The sequence below is a fragment of the Litorimonas sp. genome (assembly GCA_029936425.1).
Lineage (GTDB): Bacteria > Pseudomonadota > Alphaproteobacteria > Caulobacterales > Maricaulaceae > Litorimonas.
This window is the reverse complement of sequence record JAPYSU010000013.1, coordinates 1-16849: the sequence shown is the minus strand read 5'-3', so window position 1 is coordinate 16849 and position 16849 is coordinate 1. Positions and strand designations below refer to the sequence as shown.

The following is a 16849-nucleotide window of genomic DNA, read 5'->3' as shown; positions in this document are numbered from 1 at the left end:
CCTTGCAAGAGGCAGCAGAGTTAAACACTTTTATCGAAAGTGAATCCTTTTCTCTCTGCGAACCAGTCAAGATAGGACATATTGTCAAATTCAAAGAGATTCAATTGAGACACCAAATCAAGAGCCGCATCTTTTGAAGAGCATTCAATAGCGAGTGTTGTGTGAGATTTCCCTAAAACCAGAATTTCGGACACTTCAATTTCTGCCTTTTCCTCTCCGGTTTCAGTCGCCTGATAAAGCGCTCTTTGTTTCGTGACCGGCAGCAGAGGAACTTTATTCATCAGATAATTCATGGCCGCTTCAAAGCTTGCAAAGTCATTCGCGGCGAGAGGGAGCTCGGGCGAGCAGACGCAAAATGCCTTTAGGTCTCGCTCTGGTATAGGGAATTCTGCGCTGACAGAACGCTTCCAAATATCCAGCCCGCCTTTCTTTGCGATCCTCTCTTTCAGCTCAAGGCGGTCATGGGACCTGAATTTCGGAAGGTAAGGCTCTTTTGGGGGCCAGTATAAATCTGTCCGGGCCTCTCGGCGGGGAGAGCCAAAAAGCGCCGTTAAATCGTCCGGCGAAATTTGAATGTTCTTATCCCAAATGCGAAATTCATAGGTGACGTCCCGATCACTCATTTTCAGACTGACTTAAAATATCGGATTTGTCTTTTTTCGGCAGGTGTCGCTCGAAATAGCGAATGGGAATCAAGACGATTAAGGACAAGCCCGTGCCGAGAAGCGCTAAAACGTAAAAGCCCGACCCGCAGGCCAGCCCGACCGCGCCGGATAGCCACATACTCGCGCCGGTCGTCAACCCTTTGACCGACCCTTTGGCCTGAATGATTGTCCCGGCGGCGAGAAACGCCACGCCGGCGGTCACGGCCTCAATGACCCGCAAGGGGTCCAACTGGGTGCGGTCATCGTCTGATCCGATAGCGGCAATCAACTCCAGGGCAATAATCATGAAGATTGCGGCGGCCAGAGAGGTCAGCATATGGGTGCGGAGTCCGGCCGCCCGGGATTTCAGTTCCCGGTCAAATCCGACGGCAAAGCCCAAGAGACACGCCAGGCTTAATCGAGCGACCATTTCCCAAAGAGAAAGCGAGTCAAAATATTCCGATGAAAGCATTTCCGTCATAGGAACTTAACGACAGGCGGCATGACAGGTTCCGAGGGCACGCCAAAAGCTCAGATTTTTGAGTGAGGTGACAGCGCGGCTCTAGCCCGCTAAGACACCGGAAAGGAGAAATTTTATGTCATTTAAAACTACTTTATATACCGGCGCTGCGGCGCTTATCCTCGGAGCCTTTGGAGGCATCGCTCATGCCGCTCCGCAGACCGAGCCGAGCGTCGAATCCGCAGTTCAATCTTCCGAATTTGAACTCGACTATGAGAAGTTCACGCTGGAAAATGGCCTGGAAGTTATTCTCCATGTCGATAAATCCGATCCAATTGTCGCGGTAACGACGGTCATCCATGCGGGTAGCAACCGCGAAAAGCCGGGCCGGACAGGCTTTGCCCATTTTTTTGAACATATGGCTTTTAATGACTCTGAGAATGTTCCGCGTGGGTGGAACCGTAAAGCCATTCCTGAATGGGGCGGGCTAAGAAATGGCGGAACCTGGAGCGACGGCACAATTTATTATGAAGTTGTCCCGAAAGATGCTTTTGATAAAATTCTCTGGATCGATTCCGACCGGCTCGGCTATATGCTCAACACGGTGACACAGGCGGCTCTCGACCGGGAAAAACAGGTCGTTAAAAACGAAAAGCGTCAGCGCGTTGATAATGCGCCTTACGGTTATACGCAGGAGGTTATACGCGGAGCGCTCTATCCGGAAGGCCATCCCTATAACTGGACAGTCATCGGATCCCTTCCCGATTTACAAGCGGCGACCCTGGAAGATTTGAAATCCTTTTACCGGGAAGTTTACGGCCCGAATAATGCCACACTTTCTATTGTGGGCGATATCGATATCGAGGAGACCAAGCGTAAAGTCCGCCAATGGTTTGGCGAAATCCCGAAAGGGCAGGAGGTGGACGCGCTTCCGCCCATGCCGGTCACGCTCGAAGCCGATAAGAAGCTCTACTTCGAAGACAGCTTTGCCAAACTTCCCGAGCTCCGCCTGACCTTCCCGACAGTTGAAAGTTATAATGAAGACGAAATTCCGCTTCGGGTTCTCGGGGAAATTATTGCCGGAAGTAAAAACTCGGCCTTGTTCAAACAGGTTGTCGAGACGGATAAACTCGCCCCTTCTGTCAGTGCCTATAATAACAGCATGGAACTGGCCGGGGAGTTCGTTTTCCGGATTCGCGCCAATGCCGCCATGGATCTTGATGCCGTTTATGCCTCGCTCCAGGCTGCGCTAGATAATTTCGAAGAAAACGGCGTTGACCCCAAAGACCTTCAGCGGATTAAGGCGGAGCAGGAAACCCGGCTTTATTCCAGTGTCGCGACGATATTGGGGAAAGGCCAAGAGCTGGCCCAATCCAATGAATTTGCCGGTGATCCGGCCTATGCTACGGTTCAAGCCGAATTATTAAAGTCCGTCACAGCCGAAGACGTTATGGCGGTCTATAATAAATACCTCAAAGATAAGCCCGCCATCATGACCAGCTTTGTCCCCAAGGGCGAAGCGGAACTGGCATTGGAAGGCTCTGAATTGGCGGAGGTCTGGATAGAAGAGGTCAAGTCTGATGTGGCCAGCGAAGAGGTCAGTCAGGGCGAAGAAGCGGAATATGAAAAAACACCGACCGAATTTGACCGCTCGGAGCCGCCTTTCGGGGAACTGCCTTTGGTGAAAATGCCCGATATCTGGGACGCAGAGCTGGCCAATAATGTGACTTTGCTCGGAATAGAAAATAACGAAACGCCATTAGTGGCTTTCAATATTACATTTGCTGCCGGATCAAACGAGCTCGAAACGTTAGACGAAAAAGGCTCGATTGAGCTTCTCTCCCGCTTGATGGAGGAAGGTACGGCAACAAAATCCGCAGCAGAGCTTGAACAGGAATTAGGGCTTTTAGGTTCATTTGTCGGCGTCTCCGCCGGACGCGAGACGGTCTCTATTAACGGTACGTCCCTGGCCCGAAATCTTGCCCCCACTTTAGAGCTGGTAGAAGAAATTCTCTTACAGCCCCGCTTTCAGAGCGATGAGTTCGAACGGGTGAAGTCGGCCGCTCTCACGTCCATTAAAGGCCGTGAAGCCAATCCGAATTCTATCGCCTCATTGGCATTTTCAAAACGTGTGTATGGCGATGACAATCCCATGGGACTTCCTGGCGACGGAACCGAAGAAACGGTTTCTGCCCTGACATTGGAGGATATGACATCCGTCCATTCCAAACTTTTCAGTGTCCCCGCGACATTCCATATTGTCGGGGACGTGTCACCGGAGCAGGCAGAAACGGCATTCGCCCCGCTGGCAACAGAGTTGAATCAGGACGACTTCGAAGCGCCGTCTTTCACAATTCCCAAGCAGGATGACGCCGGAAAGGTCTTCTTTATCGATGTACCCGAAAGCAAGCAAAGCGTGCTTTATATCGGACGGTTAGGGGTCCCCGCGACCCACCCTGATTTCAATAAAATTGACTTTACCAATGAAAAATTCGGCGGCGGGATTAGCGGAGATTTGTCTCAGACTCTCCGGATTGAAAAAGGCTACACATATGGCGCCTATTCCGGAATTGGGGCCGGAGAAATGGCCCAGCCATACCGTATCGGCACGAGCGTTCGCGCAAATGCAACGGAGCCGTCTCTTAAAGTCATTCGCGGTATGCTCCAGGATTACGGCCCCGAGTTTGACGCGGCGGCGGCAGAGCTGACCAAGAATAAGGTCATTAAAGACAGTACCCGCGCCTTTGAATCCCTGAATGCCAAGCTCGGCTTGTTGAACGAAATCAGTCGTTTTGACAAAAGCCGAAACTTTGTCGAGGCCGAGCAGGCCGAACTCGTCGATATGACGGTAGAGGATTTCAAAAATATTGCCGCCAAATATCTGAAGGAAGAGGATATGATTTACCTCGTTGTCGGGGATCGAAAAACGCAGCTTGAGCCAGTTCAGAGCTTTGCGAAAGAGGCCGGAAAAGGCGACGTCATCGAACTCGATATTTACGGAAACGCGATTGAAACCAAAGAGTAGACCTCTCATCCTTCACGGTTTTCTAAGGTTTTCCTGATAAGGGCAGGGGAACTTTGGAGCTGATTTAGGAAAACATGTCGTTTCGTACCGTTCAAATCAACCAGGTCATAAAGCGGAGCGAAGATGAAGTCGCCCGCTTCAGGCAGGGTTATATTGAGCCTAAGCGGCGTAGCATGAGTGATCGCCGCTTACTGGCCACCGTAGTGGCTTTGTTTGTCGGCCTCTGCCTAAGTTACAGTTCCCTGTTTTATCTGCCGTCCATGCTGTCCAATCGTTCTGTCCTGGCGGTGTCTACTCAGGACAAAACATTACCTAAGATCGATTACGAAAAAAATCGCACGGTTTTTTCCCCGTTCTTTGATTTATTTCATGTCCAGCGAGGGTATTTCCGCGCGGGTCAAATGCTTCAGGTGGATTATAATATTCCCGCAGGATATTCAGCGGTTCTGAATATCAAGTCATGTAAAGGCTTCTTTCTGTTAGAAGCGTTAAATTGCGAGCCTGTGCTGATTTCCAGTCGGGAAGTTGCAGGTCCAAAACGCGGTATCAGCCGGTTTAAAGCGCCGGAAAACGGGTTTTATATTTACGAAACCCAAGTCGCGGAAGACGCCGGAAAAGAGCTGCCCTACTCGGTTATGTGGCGCCGCGTGCCGGCTTCATAGACCTTTTTTAGTTGAGTTTAGCCGTAATTCGGTCTGGTCTTTGCGGGCCAAGATGTCTAACGCAAAGGCTCAGTCAGGAAAGGTTATAACATGCGCCCGAACAACAGAAACCGTGATGATTTACGCCCCGTTACCCTGGAGGCCGGAGTGTCCCGCTACGCAGAAGGCTCTTGTTTGGCCAAGTTTGGCGGAACTCACGTCCTCTGCACAGCCAGTGTTGATGAAAATGTACCGCGCTGGATGAAGGGGTCGGGCAAGGGCTGGGTGACAGCGGAATATGGCATGCTGCCCCGGGCGACTCATTCCCGAAATAGCCGCGAGGCCGCCCGCGGTAAACAAGGCGGGCGCACGGTCGAAATCCAGCGCTTGATCGGGCGTTCCTTACGCGCCGCGATTGATCTGACGAAGCTCGGCGAGCGCCAGATTATTCTCGATTGCGATGTAATGCAGGCCGATGGCGGCACCCGCACAGCGTCAATTACCGGCGCTTGGGTGGCTCTGTCTCAAGCTTGCGATAAGCTTGTGGAGCAAGGACTGATTTCGGAGAGTCCTATCACGGATAAAATGGCGGCTGTCTCCTGCGGAATTGTCGAAGGCGAATGCCGCCTCGATTTGGAATATATTGAGGATAGCAACGCACAGGCTGACGCCAATTTTGTCCTGACCGAAACCGGCGGCATTATCGAAGTCCAGGCCAGCGCCGAAGACGTCCCCTTCACAGCCGCCGAAATGGCAGAGCTGACCCGTTTGGCCGCCAAAGGCATTGAAGAACTTTGTAAGATGCAGGCCGAGACTTTAAGGGCCTAATCACCAAGGAAGGGGCAACTGAGAGTATGCAGTCAGACCCGCATTCTCTCTTGCTCCCCTGTTGCCACTATGTGTAATAAGGTAACGTGACGCTGTCTCGGACATATCGTTTTTTCCTCCTGCTATTGGCGGGATGGTTTCTGCTTGCTCAGTCTTTCTCTGTTTCGCACGCAACGACATATGGAGATGGCCCGCATCAGCATGATGACGCGGTTTGCGCTGTAAATTTCACCTCGCATGAGAGTGTTGCGCCTATCCCGGCGCCAGCTCTACCTGACTATTTGGGCGTCCCCTTCAAAGAGACGTTCATCGAAACCTTGCGTTCGGTCAGGCTTCCCTCAGCGCAGAGCCGCGCTCCGCCCCCCCGAGCGCCCCCTTTCGCACAATAAACCTCTTAATTTCTGTCCGTGTTCTCGCATGGGCTTATTCTTGTTTATTGTATGAAAGGTGTACCCATGTTGCGGTCTTCTTTGCTTAGTTTTTCGGCGCTTTCTGCCACCCTTATAATTACCGCGCCGGCCATGGCGCAAAATCTCGATTCTGAAATTGACGAAATCATTGTCACGGGATCTCCACTTAACCGCTCCGTAGATGAAGCCATTACAGGTGTTTCGGTTCTGAGCGGAGACGAGCTTGCGGATCGTCTTGCAGCGACGATCGGCGAAACCCTTAAATCCGAACCCGGCGTGACGTCGAGTTTCTTTGGCGCAGGGGCGTCCCGTCCTATCTTGCGCGGACAAGGTGGCGACCGTGTACGTATCCTGACAAATGGCGTTGGCTCTATTGATGCCTCTGCGGCGTCTCCGGATCATGCCGTCTCGGCCGAACCGGCGCAGGCGGAACGGATTGAAGTTCTGCGCGGGGCGGCGCTTCTCCGTTATGGGTCGTCCGGTTCCGGCGGAGTTGTGAATGTGATTGATGGCCGTATTCCGAACGCCCTGCCGGAAGACGGCCTCGACGGAGCTTTTCGCATTGGCGCCTCCAGTGTGGATGCCGGGCGTGAAGTCGCCGGGTCAGTCGACAAGGCCTTGGGGAATTTCGTTCTCCACCTGGACGGCACATTTAGAGAGAGCGATGATTACGATATTCCGGGCTTTGCGGAAAGTGCCGCTTTTCGGGCCGCCGAGGAAGAAGAACACGGTCATGAAGAAGAAGAACATGAAGAAGAGCATGAGCATGAGGAAGAAGCCGAAGCTTTCGGTACGCTCGAGAACTCTGCGACCAAATCACATTCTGTCACGGGCGGTCTGTCCTATGTCGGCAATCGCGGCTTCCTAGGTTTTTCTGTCCATAATTTCCAATCCGATTACGGCATTCCCGGGGGCCATGGTCATGGCGAAGAAGGTCATGACGACGAAGAAGAAGGCCATGAACATGGCGAAGAGGGCGAAGAGCAGGTCACGATCAGTCTGGATCAAACCCGGATCGATATGAACGGACGACTGGATCTGGACGGCTTTATCGAAACCTTGCAGGTCTTTGGCGGCTATGCCGACTATAAACATACCGAATTTGAAGCCCCCGGTGAACCCGGGACGGTTTTCACCAATGAAGGCTATGAGATAAGAGGCGAAGCGATACAACGCGAACGCGGCGGATGGAGCGCGGCTTACGGCGTTCAATACAGAGACCGTGATTTCGCCGCGATTGGCGATGAAGCTTTCGTTCCGCCCACGAGCACGCAGGAGCTGGGCCTCTACACATTCCAGGAAAAGGAATTTGGAGACCTTCATTTGGAAGGGGCTGTCCGATACGAGACCACGGATCAGGAAAACTCCGTCACAGGCGAAAATCTGAATTTCGAAGGAATCAGCGTCTCCGCAGGGGGGGATTACCATCTTTCGGATACGGTGCGTTTTGGAGGCACGGTGTTCCGGACGGAGCGCGCGCCGACAACCGAAGAGCTGTTTTCCAATGGGCCACATTTGGCGACGGAACAGTTTGAACTTGGCGACCCCACCCTGGATATTGAAACGGCCCGGGGCGTAGAGGCCGCCATTCGCTACCGTCAGGATGGACGTTTTCTGACCCTGAACGCTTTTTATACCGATTATAAAGACTATATCTTTGAGGCGGCCACGGGCGATGTCGAAGACGGTCTGGATGTCTTCCAGTTCACAGGCGAGGACGCCACATTCAAAGGGTTTGAAATTCAAGGCGGCGCGCCAATTACGCGGGTCGGGAACTTTGATGTCAAAGTGGACGGATTAGTGGAATATGTCCGGGCGGAAACCGATAGTGGAAACCTGCCGCGTATACCGCCGCTATCCGTCTTGGGCGGCATAGAAGCTGAGTTCGATCGTCTGAAATTCCGGGCGGAGCTGGACTATGCAGCAGAGCAAAACGATGTTGGCCCATTCGAGCTACCGACCGAAGATTATGCTTTGACGAATTTCTTCGCGACCTGGCGCGCGCCTGTTGAAGCTCAACCTGTCCGTATCAGCGTTTCATTGCATAATGCATTTGATGTTGATGCCAGACAGCATACATCTTTCCTGAAAGACGTCGTGCCGCTTCCGGGACGAAATGTTCGTTTCTCAATCGGGACGAGCTTTTAGGACTAATTCTTATGTTTTCGAATAATGTTGGAAACAGGAATTTGTTTCCCCGTATTCGGATCAATATAATAAGGCTCCTCGGTCACTGAGGAGTCGTCCGCCTGGTTACGGTGCAGGCGGATAGGTTCATCATAAGGCGCGTTCCGGATCGGGGCGGAGTCCTGCTCCGGAGCCAGCGGCTCGGTCTTTAGAAATTCCGGCAACTCCCGCTGCATAGGAGTTTGCGCCGGCGGATAACCCTGCGGCACAGGATCGGGGCCGAGCTGTGCTGCCATACCGGCGTAATCATCAGAAAGCCTTGCATAGGAGATAACTTCTCTTGCTCCTCGCGTCTGGGCCGCCGTCTGAGCGGCCTGTTCCAATTCCTCCGGGGTGCGAGCGACGCCTAACAGATAAACAATGCCTTGATGTGTTTCGACGTTGAAATTTTGAGACTTGATGGCGCCATTCGCCAAGAGGCGGGTGCGCACGGCTTTTTCCAAAACGCCGTCTTTCGCCCCCCGTATGAAGCCACGTTTTTCACCTAACAAGATTTCATTTCCAACCTGCTGGACATGAGGGGCGGACCAGGCAATGCGGGCGGCCTCGATACGGTCTTCTTTACCTGGTACATTTCCAGAAAGCAGCGCAACCCCTTCGGCCACTTCGATATCCACGTTCTTGAGGTTATAATCATAGGCACGGGTCATGCGCGCCTTGATTGCCCGCCCCGCATTCACATCATTAAGCGCTCCGGCAAAACTGCGTTCATCATTTTTGCTCAAACCTGCGCTTGTAACTGAGCAGGCGGATAAAAGAGAGGCACAGAGCAGGGGTAAGATAAGATGTTTCATAGCATCAGATTAAGGCTTTATGGTGAATGAAGTCTTACCAAAAAGCCAGGGACCTTCTTCCAATCAGACGAACCTTAGCGGAGCTCATCAATAGATTTGACGATTAATCACTAAGCGGCGGGCCCTCTAAAGAGGTGAATTCTGGGCGCGAACTTTATGAGTTGAGCGTTCCGTTTCGCGGCGGATTTTTTCGGCACGCATGTAACAGAGCTCATGGCTAATTCCTTCTGCGGTATTTTTATGGGGCGCCATGACGACTCCTCGCATAGCCCCATGTCCTATCTCACGCTTGAGAATATGCGGAGGATTGTGACAGTGTACCAAATGTTCGATGCCAATCTGAATTAACGTATCAGACATAATTTCCGTCTGATCTTGGCAGACTTTTTGGTCTAATATCGCCATGTCCGGATCTTCATCCAAAATTGCCAAATAGGCGTCCGCAACTGTGTTGACAGGACCCACAACTTCATAGCCTTCTTTCATCAAGTTCTCGCGAAGGATTTGACCGAATGAGTCCTCTGGCTGAACCAGAAGAACGCTCATTTTGACAAAGAAAGAGTCAGATCTGTTCATATAGCTTTGGTCTAGATTGGAGCGCATTAATCAGCCGGGAGGGCGAGCTGAAACATATGCGACGGTTTAAAGTTACAATTTAGGCCCGTGAAATTGTATGAAGAGAAGGCTGAAACAGCCTTTCCAAAAAAAAATTTCTACGGGAGCGCAATCCTTGCGCTATTCGGGGGCAAGGCGCGACTCACGGGAGACAAACCTTACGGATCGATTCAGACTCCAAAAGAGCCTTGGCATTCAAGCTTTACAATAACTGAACAGTAGAAATCAGTCTTTACGGAAACGTTAATGTGGCTGTAAAAAACGCAATGTTATCAATAGCTTGAAAATTCAATAAACTATTTGAAGTTTCAAGAAAACCTGGTGGTGATAAGGTCTTTCTGCTCACCGTTAGACAAGCTTCCCTGGTTTAATGGACGCCAAAATCTCAGTGCGATTGCTGATAAAGGCCAAAATACCCAGTTGTTTATTAATCTCCTTTTGAGACCGCTTCAGGCCAAGAGTCTCATTAGAAAATACAGATGCCTGAATCATAAGATGTTTATACTCGGCAACTGCATTGCGGCCTTTTTCAGAAAGAATGAGCGGTTTCTTTCGGTCATCATCGCGGTAACCGTTTGCCGGGGCAATAAATCCTTCTTGAGACAATATGGCTACAGCTCTCGTCGCGGTGGCGGGGTCAAACCGTAAGAGCCTGACGACGTCCATGGCTGTTGCATCATGTTCAATATAATCCAGCGTCATGAGCGTGAGTAACTCACGGCTTTTTCGCAGAATCTTATCCGACATTTTCGACATGGCGTGGGACTTGAGAAAAAACATATAATCTGAAGAAATGCGTCGGCAATAGACCTGAAGGATAAATTCCGGAAACCTTTGAAACTCTTCAAAAGACTCCTGAAAGGCATGACGGGAATAGCTCGTTCGGTCGTCATGACGAATTTTTCCGTTTGGCCGCAATGACGCAAATTTTTCTGCGTGTTCCTGAACGTTCAGACAGGTTTCGAAAATCTCCTTAATGTCATTGGTTTCCAATCTGGGCAGGAAGCGTAAAAAAACTTTTTCCTGCTTCTCTCTATAAACGGAAAAAAGATTTTGCAGAAAATCTGCCCCGCCAGAGGTAACTTGGACAAGGTTGGAGCGAGCGTCCCGAGCTTGTTCAAGAATAGTAATAAGACGGTTTTTGTAAAGTTTTTCGTTGGCCCTTAAGACGGTTGCAGGGTCCAGACGTGTATTCGCAGAAATATCCGCAGGCGTAAGGCCCTCTGGGTAACGTAGGGTTTGGGACAGAACAAATATATCCCGCCAATTCAGGGCGTTCGCTTGAGGTAAATCGGGGAAAACATGGCGTTTCACAAAGACGGTCATGTCGTGAGACACTTTATCGGCAAGAATTTGAGCCGAGCCTACAGAGTAGGTTTTCATAGGCTCAGTAATATGAGGCAAGCTTAATATATTTTTGCTCCTTAAGATCCCCCACAGGCATGGTTTATTAAATCAGAGAAGCATTGAACTTTCAATTAGTTTGATGGCGTTTCCGATCCTTTTCTGTCTCTTTCAATCCTGTCAAACTTTTAGTCCGGACGAAAGGCGTTTTTTAAATACCGCACACGGGAAACCGGAGTGACCACGCCTATGATTGCAGCGAAATCAAACCGCATTTCAAAATCATCGGGCATATTGGCGAAGTTTCGTTCCACCCATATTTCCGCGGCCGACATGACGCGCTGTTCGGTTCGCCAGTCCATGGCGTCCTCAACGGCCTTTTGTGTCGCGCGTTGTTTGACTTCTATGAAGGCAAGAGTTTTACCCTTTCGGGCAATAAGATCGACCTCACCATAAGCGGTTCTAAATCGGGTCTCGAGGATTTTATATCCGCGAAGCCGTAGATAGCTGGCAACCCGCGCTTCGGCTTTCCGCCCCTGTTTTTCACTTTCAGCACGATTAATCATAATTGAAAATACAAGGCTTCATTTCAGGCTAAGAGCCAGGGCATAGACGTCTCGCTTCGGCCAGCCACTCAATTCCGCGACTGCTGCGCTGGCCCGTTTTACCCCGACATCGGAAATCTGCTCTCGTAAGGCGGAAGTCACTTGATCCTTTGTCCAGAGACTGTCTGCCTCGGGCGGAGCAATCAATAGAACCAGTTCCCCTTTGGGAGGGATTTCGTAAACGCCCGTTAAAAGTTCTTTTGCCGTACCATGACGAGATTCTTCATAACGCTTGGTGAGTTCTCGAGTCAGAACACAGGGACGTTCACCTAAAACCTTTGCGATATCTGCCAAGACCTTTTCAATACGCGGCCCGGTCTCAAAAAAGACGAGTGTAGCATGCACATTTGACAGCCTGGAAAGAGCGGCCTGCCTAGCGGCTGATTTGGGCGGCAAAAACCCGGCAAAGTGGAAGGCGTCAGACGGTAGACCCGATTTGACCAAGCCGGCCAGAAGGGCAGAGGCGCCCGGTACGGGCCAAACATCAATTCCGGCTTCGACTGCGGCCCGCACGAGGCGAAAACCGGGGTCAGAGACGAGCGGGGTCCCGGCATCGCTGACCAGCGCAATCCTGGCGCCGGCTTTCAGCCGCTCAATCAAATCGGGCACACGCGCTGCCGCATTATGGTCATGATAGGCCGATAAAGGAGTCGAAATAGAATAGACTTCGCAGAGCTTACGGGTTTGCCGGGTGTCTTCCGCCAGAATATGCTCGGCGGCCTGCAACACATCCAGCGCCCGGAGCGTAATATCCCGGAGATTTCCGATAGGAGTCGAAACGATGTATAAGCCCGGAGCCAACTCCGGCACTGCCTCGGCCTTAGGGCTTTCCTCTGATAGGTGTTGCGGCGCAGGGCTTTTCTTGGGTATGGACAAAGAAACCCTCCGGGGCATTGAACTAAGGTTTAAGTGTTATGATGAAATTTAAGCGTTTTGGCCATGACGGAATTCACAAACGACTTCAGGTCGGCAGCAGCGTCATAGCCCTGTCCGCTTTTGCCCTTCTAATGGCAGCCTGTTCCTCAACGCCGACCTATCCGCCGCAATATCCCACGGATCCGGTTCAGCCCCGTCCAGTCGAACCTGAGCCGATGCCGGAAGCGCAAGAGCCGGAAATAGAAACACCTGAAGAAGAGGTGGATGAATATGAGGACGCAGAACGCCGGGACGGTCTGACCCCGCCGCATATGGAAGGACGGGACGTTAAACGGCTGGCCCTGCTTCTGCCCTTTTCCTCCTCTTCCGAACGCCTTCGTGCCGAAGCAGACTCCATGATGAAGGCCGCCGAACTGGCTGTGTTTGAACGGGACTCGGCGGATGTTCTTTTGATCGCTTTGGATACCGGCGGTACGGCGCAAGGGGCGCAATCCGCGGCGCGCGCGGCCTTAAATTCCGGGGCGGATGTTATTCTTGGACCTATCTTGTCAGGTTCAGTCAATGCGGCCAAGCAGGTTGCCAGCTCAAGCCGGACCCCTATTCTGGCTTTCTCCACCGATCAAAGAGTGGCGGGGGACGGGGCCTATCTTTTATCTTTCCCGCCCGAGGCGGAAGTTGAACGCATTGTCGAATATGCCTCCGATACGGGCGTAGACCGTTTTGCCTTTTTTGGCCCGACGAGCGAATATGGCCGCCGCGTCAATGACGCCTACCGTAAGGCCGTCCGCGAAAACGGCGGAGAGATTACGGCCTCTGCGAGCTATAGCGGTGATGATATCACCGTCATGCAGGAGCCGGCGCGGAGCATGGCCAATCAATATCGTTCGACCCGTTACCAAGCCATTATCCTGCCGGAAGGCGGAACGGCATTGCGGAGCCTTGCGCCGCTCCTGCCTTATTACAATGTCGACCCCTCATCCGTTCAGTTCCTCGGCACCGGCCTCTGGAAGAATAACGCCACCGTGCGCGAACCGGCCTTGAATGGCGGGGTCTTCGCCGGACCGGACCCGGACGCACAGGCCGATTTCGAGGCCAGCTATGACCGGGCTTACGGCGAAGATAATTCCCGACTGGCGAGTCAGGCCTATGACGCCGTGGCGATCGGCGCCTATGTGGCCGAAGGCCGCCCGCGTGACCGGATGGAGCGTCTCGAAGATCCGAACGGCTTTTACGGCGCGGACGGCCTGATCCGGTTCGAAGCCGACGGAAAGCCGCAACGCGGCCTCGCCGTCTATCAAATCCGAAACGGCAAGTTTGTAGTCATCGACCCAGCGCCAAGAACCGTCATGGGCCCGAGTTAGAGAGTTTTTCTCTAGCCCTGATTACTAAGCTTGAGGTGTTCCCCATATTCATATTGTCGACGTCGGAAAAGAAGTCACTATGGGAGGTTTCATACACAATGCCGTCACCATTGCTGTCAAATTTTTCAAATAGATAGAGATTATATTCCCTGTCTTCCGATTTGGTAATAATACCGTCGCTATTTCCGTCCCGCCGTACACTTTTATTCTGGGAAGACGAGGTGTTGCGGAGGTTAGAGAAAGGGTTTGCGCTAGTATCATTTATTGTCGCCTTAGAATTACGACCTTTATAGATAAATTCGTCTTCGTCTACGTAACCATCCTGATTTAAATCGAGTGACTTAAAATAATTCGCCGCCATTTCTTTTCGTTGATCCGTGGCCAATTGTTTCTGGGCTTGAACGTATTCGATATATTCTGAACGTGAAACATTTCCATTCCCATTTTTGTCAAGAAGCTCAAAGAATTGGTCGGCGGCGGACTCCTCCATCCTTGGATTTACCGCAATCGTCTCGAATTGCTCTGAAAAGTTTTCTAATTTAAGAATGCCGTCTTTATCTTGATCTAAAAAACGAAAGTTTCCGCGCGCTAGTTCTTCCAGTTTATGTTGCCTCGAGAATTTTAATTCTTCTTGGGTCAACTTACCATCAAAGTTTTTATCTGTTTCCGCAAACTTATTTGCCATAAAATTCAAGTATTCCGTCCGGGTTATATCGCCGTTATTATTTGCGTCGGCGGTCGGGGCGGCAAAGCTTTCTGAGGCCAAGAGCGCGAAGGTAAATGAGAGGACAATCGGGAAAAGATGTTTATGCATAATGTCATTCCTAGCTAGAGACTAAGAATTACACCAAAAGTTGTTTATTTCCAGCTTTATTTCTGTAACGCCTTATACGCTTCCAATTTGATTGTCTTGGGAGGGAGGCTTTGCTCCAAGCAAAATAACATACCTCTCTACGCCCTGTCGGCAGCCATCACTAATTTCTTATAGTCACGGAGGTCGCCGTCATAGCGCTTGGCCTTGCCCTTATTGACAAGCCATAGACGGTCGGCGGTCGCTTCGGCCAGATAGACATCATGGGTAATGAGCAGCACGGCCCCCGGAAAATCATTGAGCGCGTAGATCAAGGCTTCGCGGCTGTCGATATCCAAATGAGAGGTCGGCTCGTCGAGGATAAGCACATGCGGCTTGTCAATGGACATCAGGCCCAATAGCAAGCGTACCTTTTCTCCGCCGGAGAGCTTCTCGACATTGGTCTCGACCTTTTCATGTGAAAACCCCATCTGCGCCGCCGCGCCGCGGGCCTTGTGTTCGGGCGTGCCTTTGGGCAGTTTCTGGGTGACGTGGTTAAGCACGGTCTCGCCCGCCGTCAGCTCGTCGAGCTGATCCTGCGAGAAATAGCCGATCTGCAAAGAGCTGGACGCTTTGCGCTTTCCGTCCATAAGCGGCAGGCGCTGCGCGATGGATTTGACCAGAGTAGTCTTGCCCTGACCGTTTGCCCCGACAATGGCGACTCGGTCATCCGGGTCGAGCCGGAGGTTCACGCCGGACAAAATCTTTGCGCCCTCGCCATATCCCAGATCCGCATTTTCCAGCTCGAGCATGGGCGGGGCGAGTTTGCCTTTGGGTTCGGGGAAATTAAACGGCGTCGCGCGTTCGGAAATCGGAATTGCGATGTCCTGCATCTTCTCCAGCATTTTAACGCGGGATTGCGCCTGCCGGGCTTTGGAGGCTTTAGCCTTGAAGCGATCGACAAAGGCCTGCAAATGCGCGCGCTCGGCGTCCTGCTTGGCCTTCTGCGCCTGGAGCTGCGCGCGTTTTGCCGCCGCCAGCGTCATCCAGTCATCATAGCCGCCGGGGGTCAGCATAAGCTGCTGATGTTCCAGCGCCAGCGTATGGGTGACGGAGCGGTTCAGCATTTCGCGGTCATGGCTGACCATGATGACGGTATGCGGATAACGCTGAATATAGCCCTCGAGCCAGGCCGCGCCTTCGAGGTCGAGATAGTTAGTCGGTTCGTCGAGCAGTAGCACATCCGGCTCGCTGACGAGGACGCCCGCAATCGCGGCGCGCATGCGCCAGCCGCCTGAAAATTCCTTTGTCGCGCGGTAGAAATCTTCCTGTGAAAAGCCAAGACCCGTCAGAACGATGGCGGCGCGGGTATCGGCGTTCCACGCATCCATATGGGTCAGGCGTTCAAAGATATCGCCGAGCTTGTCCGGGTCGGTCTCCGTCTCGCTGGCTTTCATCAGGGCGGCGCGTTCACGGTCAGCGGCAAGGACCACCTCCATAATGGTGTCATCCGTTGCGGCCACTTCCTGCGCCACCCAGCCGAGGCGGGCATTTTTATTCAGTTTGATGGCGGCGTCGGCGGTGGGATGTTCGATCTCTTCGCGGATAAGCCGGAGCAGGGTGGATTTCCCCGTTCCGTTTCGCCCGATAAGCCCGACTTTCCACCCGGCCGCAATGAAGGCTGTGGCTTTGACAAAAAGCGGACGGCCCTGAACGGCATAATCTAAATCATTAATTGCTAACATGGGCGCGACTTAAGGGCTGCCGGTATAAACGCAAGGGGAAAGCGCTGAACGCGGCATCTGCAATGCAGATTGACCTGTTTTTTGCAGGCTGCAAAGCGAAGATGCGGGGCTCTGCGTCTTCAAAGGGCAAGGTTGAGCGATTGACTGCCTGATGTTTTTTCCGTCATTCCCCGGTTTAACCGGGGAATCCATGCGGTTCTCGTTCGTTGGGGTGTAAATTGAGCGTTGAGCGTAAGCAGAAGCATTGAAGTGCCAACGATAGACCTTATTCAATTGCACCTTCACCATATGGATTACCCGATCAAGTCGGGTAATGACGATGGGTAGGGATGCAACGGTAATTTCTGAAGTGCGCATTGCCCAGACCTTTCGTCCCACTGCCCATCGGGGGGTCAGCTTTGGCGTTCGTCCTTGAATAAAGTGGACTGCCCGCGGGGTCGGTATCCTTGCCGGAGACCGAATTTGGTAATGTTTCGCAAGGGCGCTAACCCCGCGGCAGCGATTGGAACCGGAGCGGCCTCTTA

Annotated in this window: 15 protein-coding genes; 5 read left to right on the top strand and 10 right to left on the bottom strand. The window is 52.2% G+C overall.

Annotated features, from left to right (window positions below; translation table 11 throughout):
* Positions 1 to 20: 20 nt before the first annotated feature.
* Together ACN0IC_RS11075 and ACN0IC_RS11070 are read right to left on the bottom strand one after the other, a co-directional pair.
* Complete coding sequence (locus ACN0IC_RS11075) at positions 21 to 623, bottom strand: hypothetical protein (RefSeq protein ID WP_416878843.1); 603 nt, start codon at positions 621 to 623, stop codon at positions 21 to 23.
* Positions 616 to 1125, bottom strand: coding sequence for an MgtC/SapB family protein (locus ACN0IC_RS11070; RefSeq protein ID WP_416878842.1), 510 nt, complete (start codon positions 1123 to 1125; stop codon positions 616 to 618). The genes ACN0IC_RS11075 and ACN0IC_RS11070 overlap by 8 nt, the downstream gene beginning before the upstream one ends.
* Positions 1126 to 1240: 115 nt before the next feature.
* On the opposite strand from ACN0IC_RS11070, the gene ACN0IC_RS11065 reads away from it, so the two are divergent.
* From ACN0IC_RS11065 to ACN0IC_RS11050, 4 genes are all read left to right on the top strand, one after another.
* Positions 1241 to 4129 carry a M16 family metallopeptidase gene (locus tag ACN0IC_RS11065; RefSeq protein WP_416878841.1) on the top strand — a complete coding sequence of 963 codons (2889 nt, stop codon included), beginning with the start codon at positions 1241 to 1243 and terminating at the stop codon, positions 4127 to 4129.
* A 74-nt stretch (positions 4130 to 4203) separates the two neighbouring features.
* On the top strand, positions 4204 to 4791 hold the full coding sequence (locus ACN0IC_RS11060; protein WP_416878840.1) for a hypothetical protein: 588 nt from the start codon (positions 4204 to 4206) through the stop codon (positions 4789 to 4791).
* Positions 4792 to 4881: 90 nt separating this feature from the next.
* Positions 4882 to 5598 carry a ribonuclease PH gene (gene rph, locus ACN0IC_RS11055; RefSeq protein ID WP_416878839.1) on the top strand — a complete coding sequence of 239 codons (717 nt, stop codon included), beginning with the start codon at positions 4882 to 4884 and terminating at the stop codon, positions 5596 to 5598.
* 455 nt (positions 5599 to 6053) lie between these two features.
* Positions 6054 to 8156 (top strand): TonB-dependent receptor, encoded by a 2103-nt coding sequence (locus ACN0IC_RS11050; RefSeq protein ID WP_416878838.1) that lies wholly within the window; start codon positions 6054 to 6056, stop codon positions 8154 to 8156.
* Positions 8157 to 8158: 2 nt separating this feature from the next.
* Here the strand turns inward: ACN0IC_RS11050 and ACN0IC_RS11045 are convergent, their stop codons facing one another.
* From ACN0IC_RS11045 to rsmI, 5 genes are all read right to left on the bottom strand, one after another.
* Positions 8159 to 8920 carry a BON domain-containing protein gene (locus tag ACN0IC_RS11045; RefSeq protein ID WP_416878837.1) on the bottom strand — a complete coding sequence of 254 codons (762 nt, stop codon included), beginning with the start codon at positions 8918 to 8920 and terminating at the stop codon, positions 8159 to 8161.
* A 195-nt stretch (positions 8921 to 9115) separates the two neighbouring features.
* Entirely contained in the window at positions 9116 to 9565 is a 450-nt protein-coding gene (locus ACN0IC_RS11040) for a hypothetical protein (protein WP_416878836.1), read from the bottom strand.
* Between the two features lie 387 nt (positions 9566 to 9952).
* Complete coding sequence (locus ACN0IC_RS11035; RefSeq protein ID WP_416878835.1) at positions 9953 to 10987, bottom strand: hypothetical protein; 1035 nt, start codon at positions 10985 to 10987, stop codon at positions 9953 to 9955.
* A gap of 149 nt (positions 10988 to 11136) precedes the next feature.
* The gene (locus ACN0IC_RS11030) at positions 11137 to 11514 is read right to left on the bottom strand and encodes a YraN family protein (protein WP_416878834.1); all 378 of its coding nucleotides are present in this window, start codon (positions 11512 to 11514) and stop codon (positions 11137 to 11139) included.
* 18 nt (positions 11515 to 11532) lie between these two features.
* Positions 11533 to 12429: a 16S rRNA (cytidine(1402)-2'-O)-methyltransferase gene (gene rsmI / locus ACN0IC_RS11025; RefSeq protein WP_416878833.1), complete on the bottom strand. Its 897-nt coding sequence runs from the start codon at positions 12427 to 12429 to the stop codon at positions 11533 to 11535.
* Between the two features lie 38 nt (positions 12430 to 12467).
* On the opposite strand from rsmI, the gene ACN0IC_RS11020 reads away from it, so the two are divergent.
* Positions 12468 to 13790: a penicillin-binding protein activator gene (locus ACN0IC_RS11020; RefSeq protein WP_416878832.1), complete on the top strand. Its 1323-nt coding sequence runs from the start codon at positions 12468 to 12470 to the stop codon at positions 13788 to 13790.
* Here ACN0IC_RS11020 and ACN0IC_RS11015 read toward each other — a convergent pair.
* From ACN0IC_RS11015 to ACN0IC_RS11005, 3 genes are all read right to left on the bottom strand, one after another.
* Entirely contained in the window at positions 13774 to 14604 is an 831-nt protein-coding gene (locus ACN0IC_RS11015) for an EF-hand domain-containing protein (protein WP_416878831.1), read from the bottom strand. The genes ACN0IC_RS11020 and ACN0IC_RS11015 overlap by 17 nt on opposite strands.
* Before the next feature lie 137 nt (positions 14605 to 14741).
* On the bottom strand, positions 14742 to 16325 hold the full coding sequence (locus ACN0IC_RS11010; RefSeq protein WP_416878830.1) for an ABC-F family ATP-binding cassette domain-containing protein: 1584 nt from the start codon (positions 16323 to 16325) through the stop codon (positions 14742 to 14744).
* Positions 16326 to 16334: 9 nt separating this feature from the next.
* Positions 16335 to 16682 (bottom strand): hypothetical protein, encoded by a 348-nt coding sequence (locus tag ACN0IC_RS11005; protein ID WP_416878829.1) that lies wholly within the window; start codon positions 16680 to 16682, stop codon positions 16335 to 16337.
* Between the last annotated feature and the right edge of the window lie 167 nt (positions 16683 to 16849).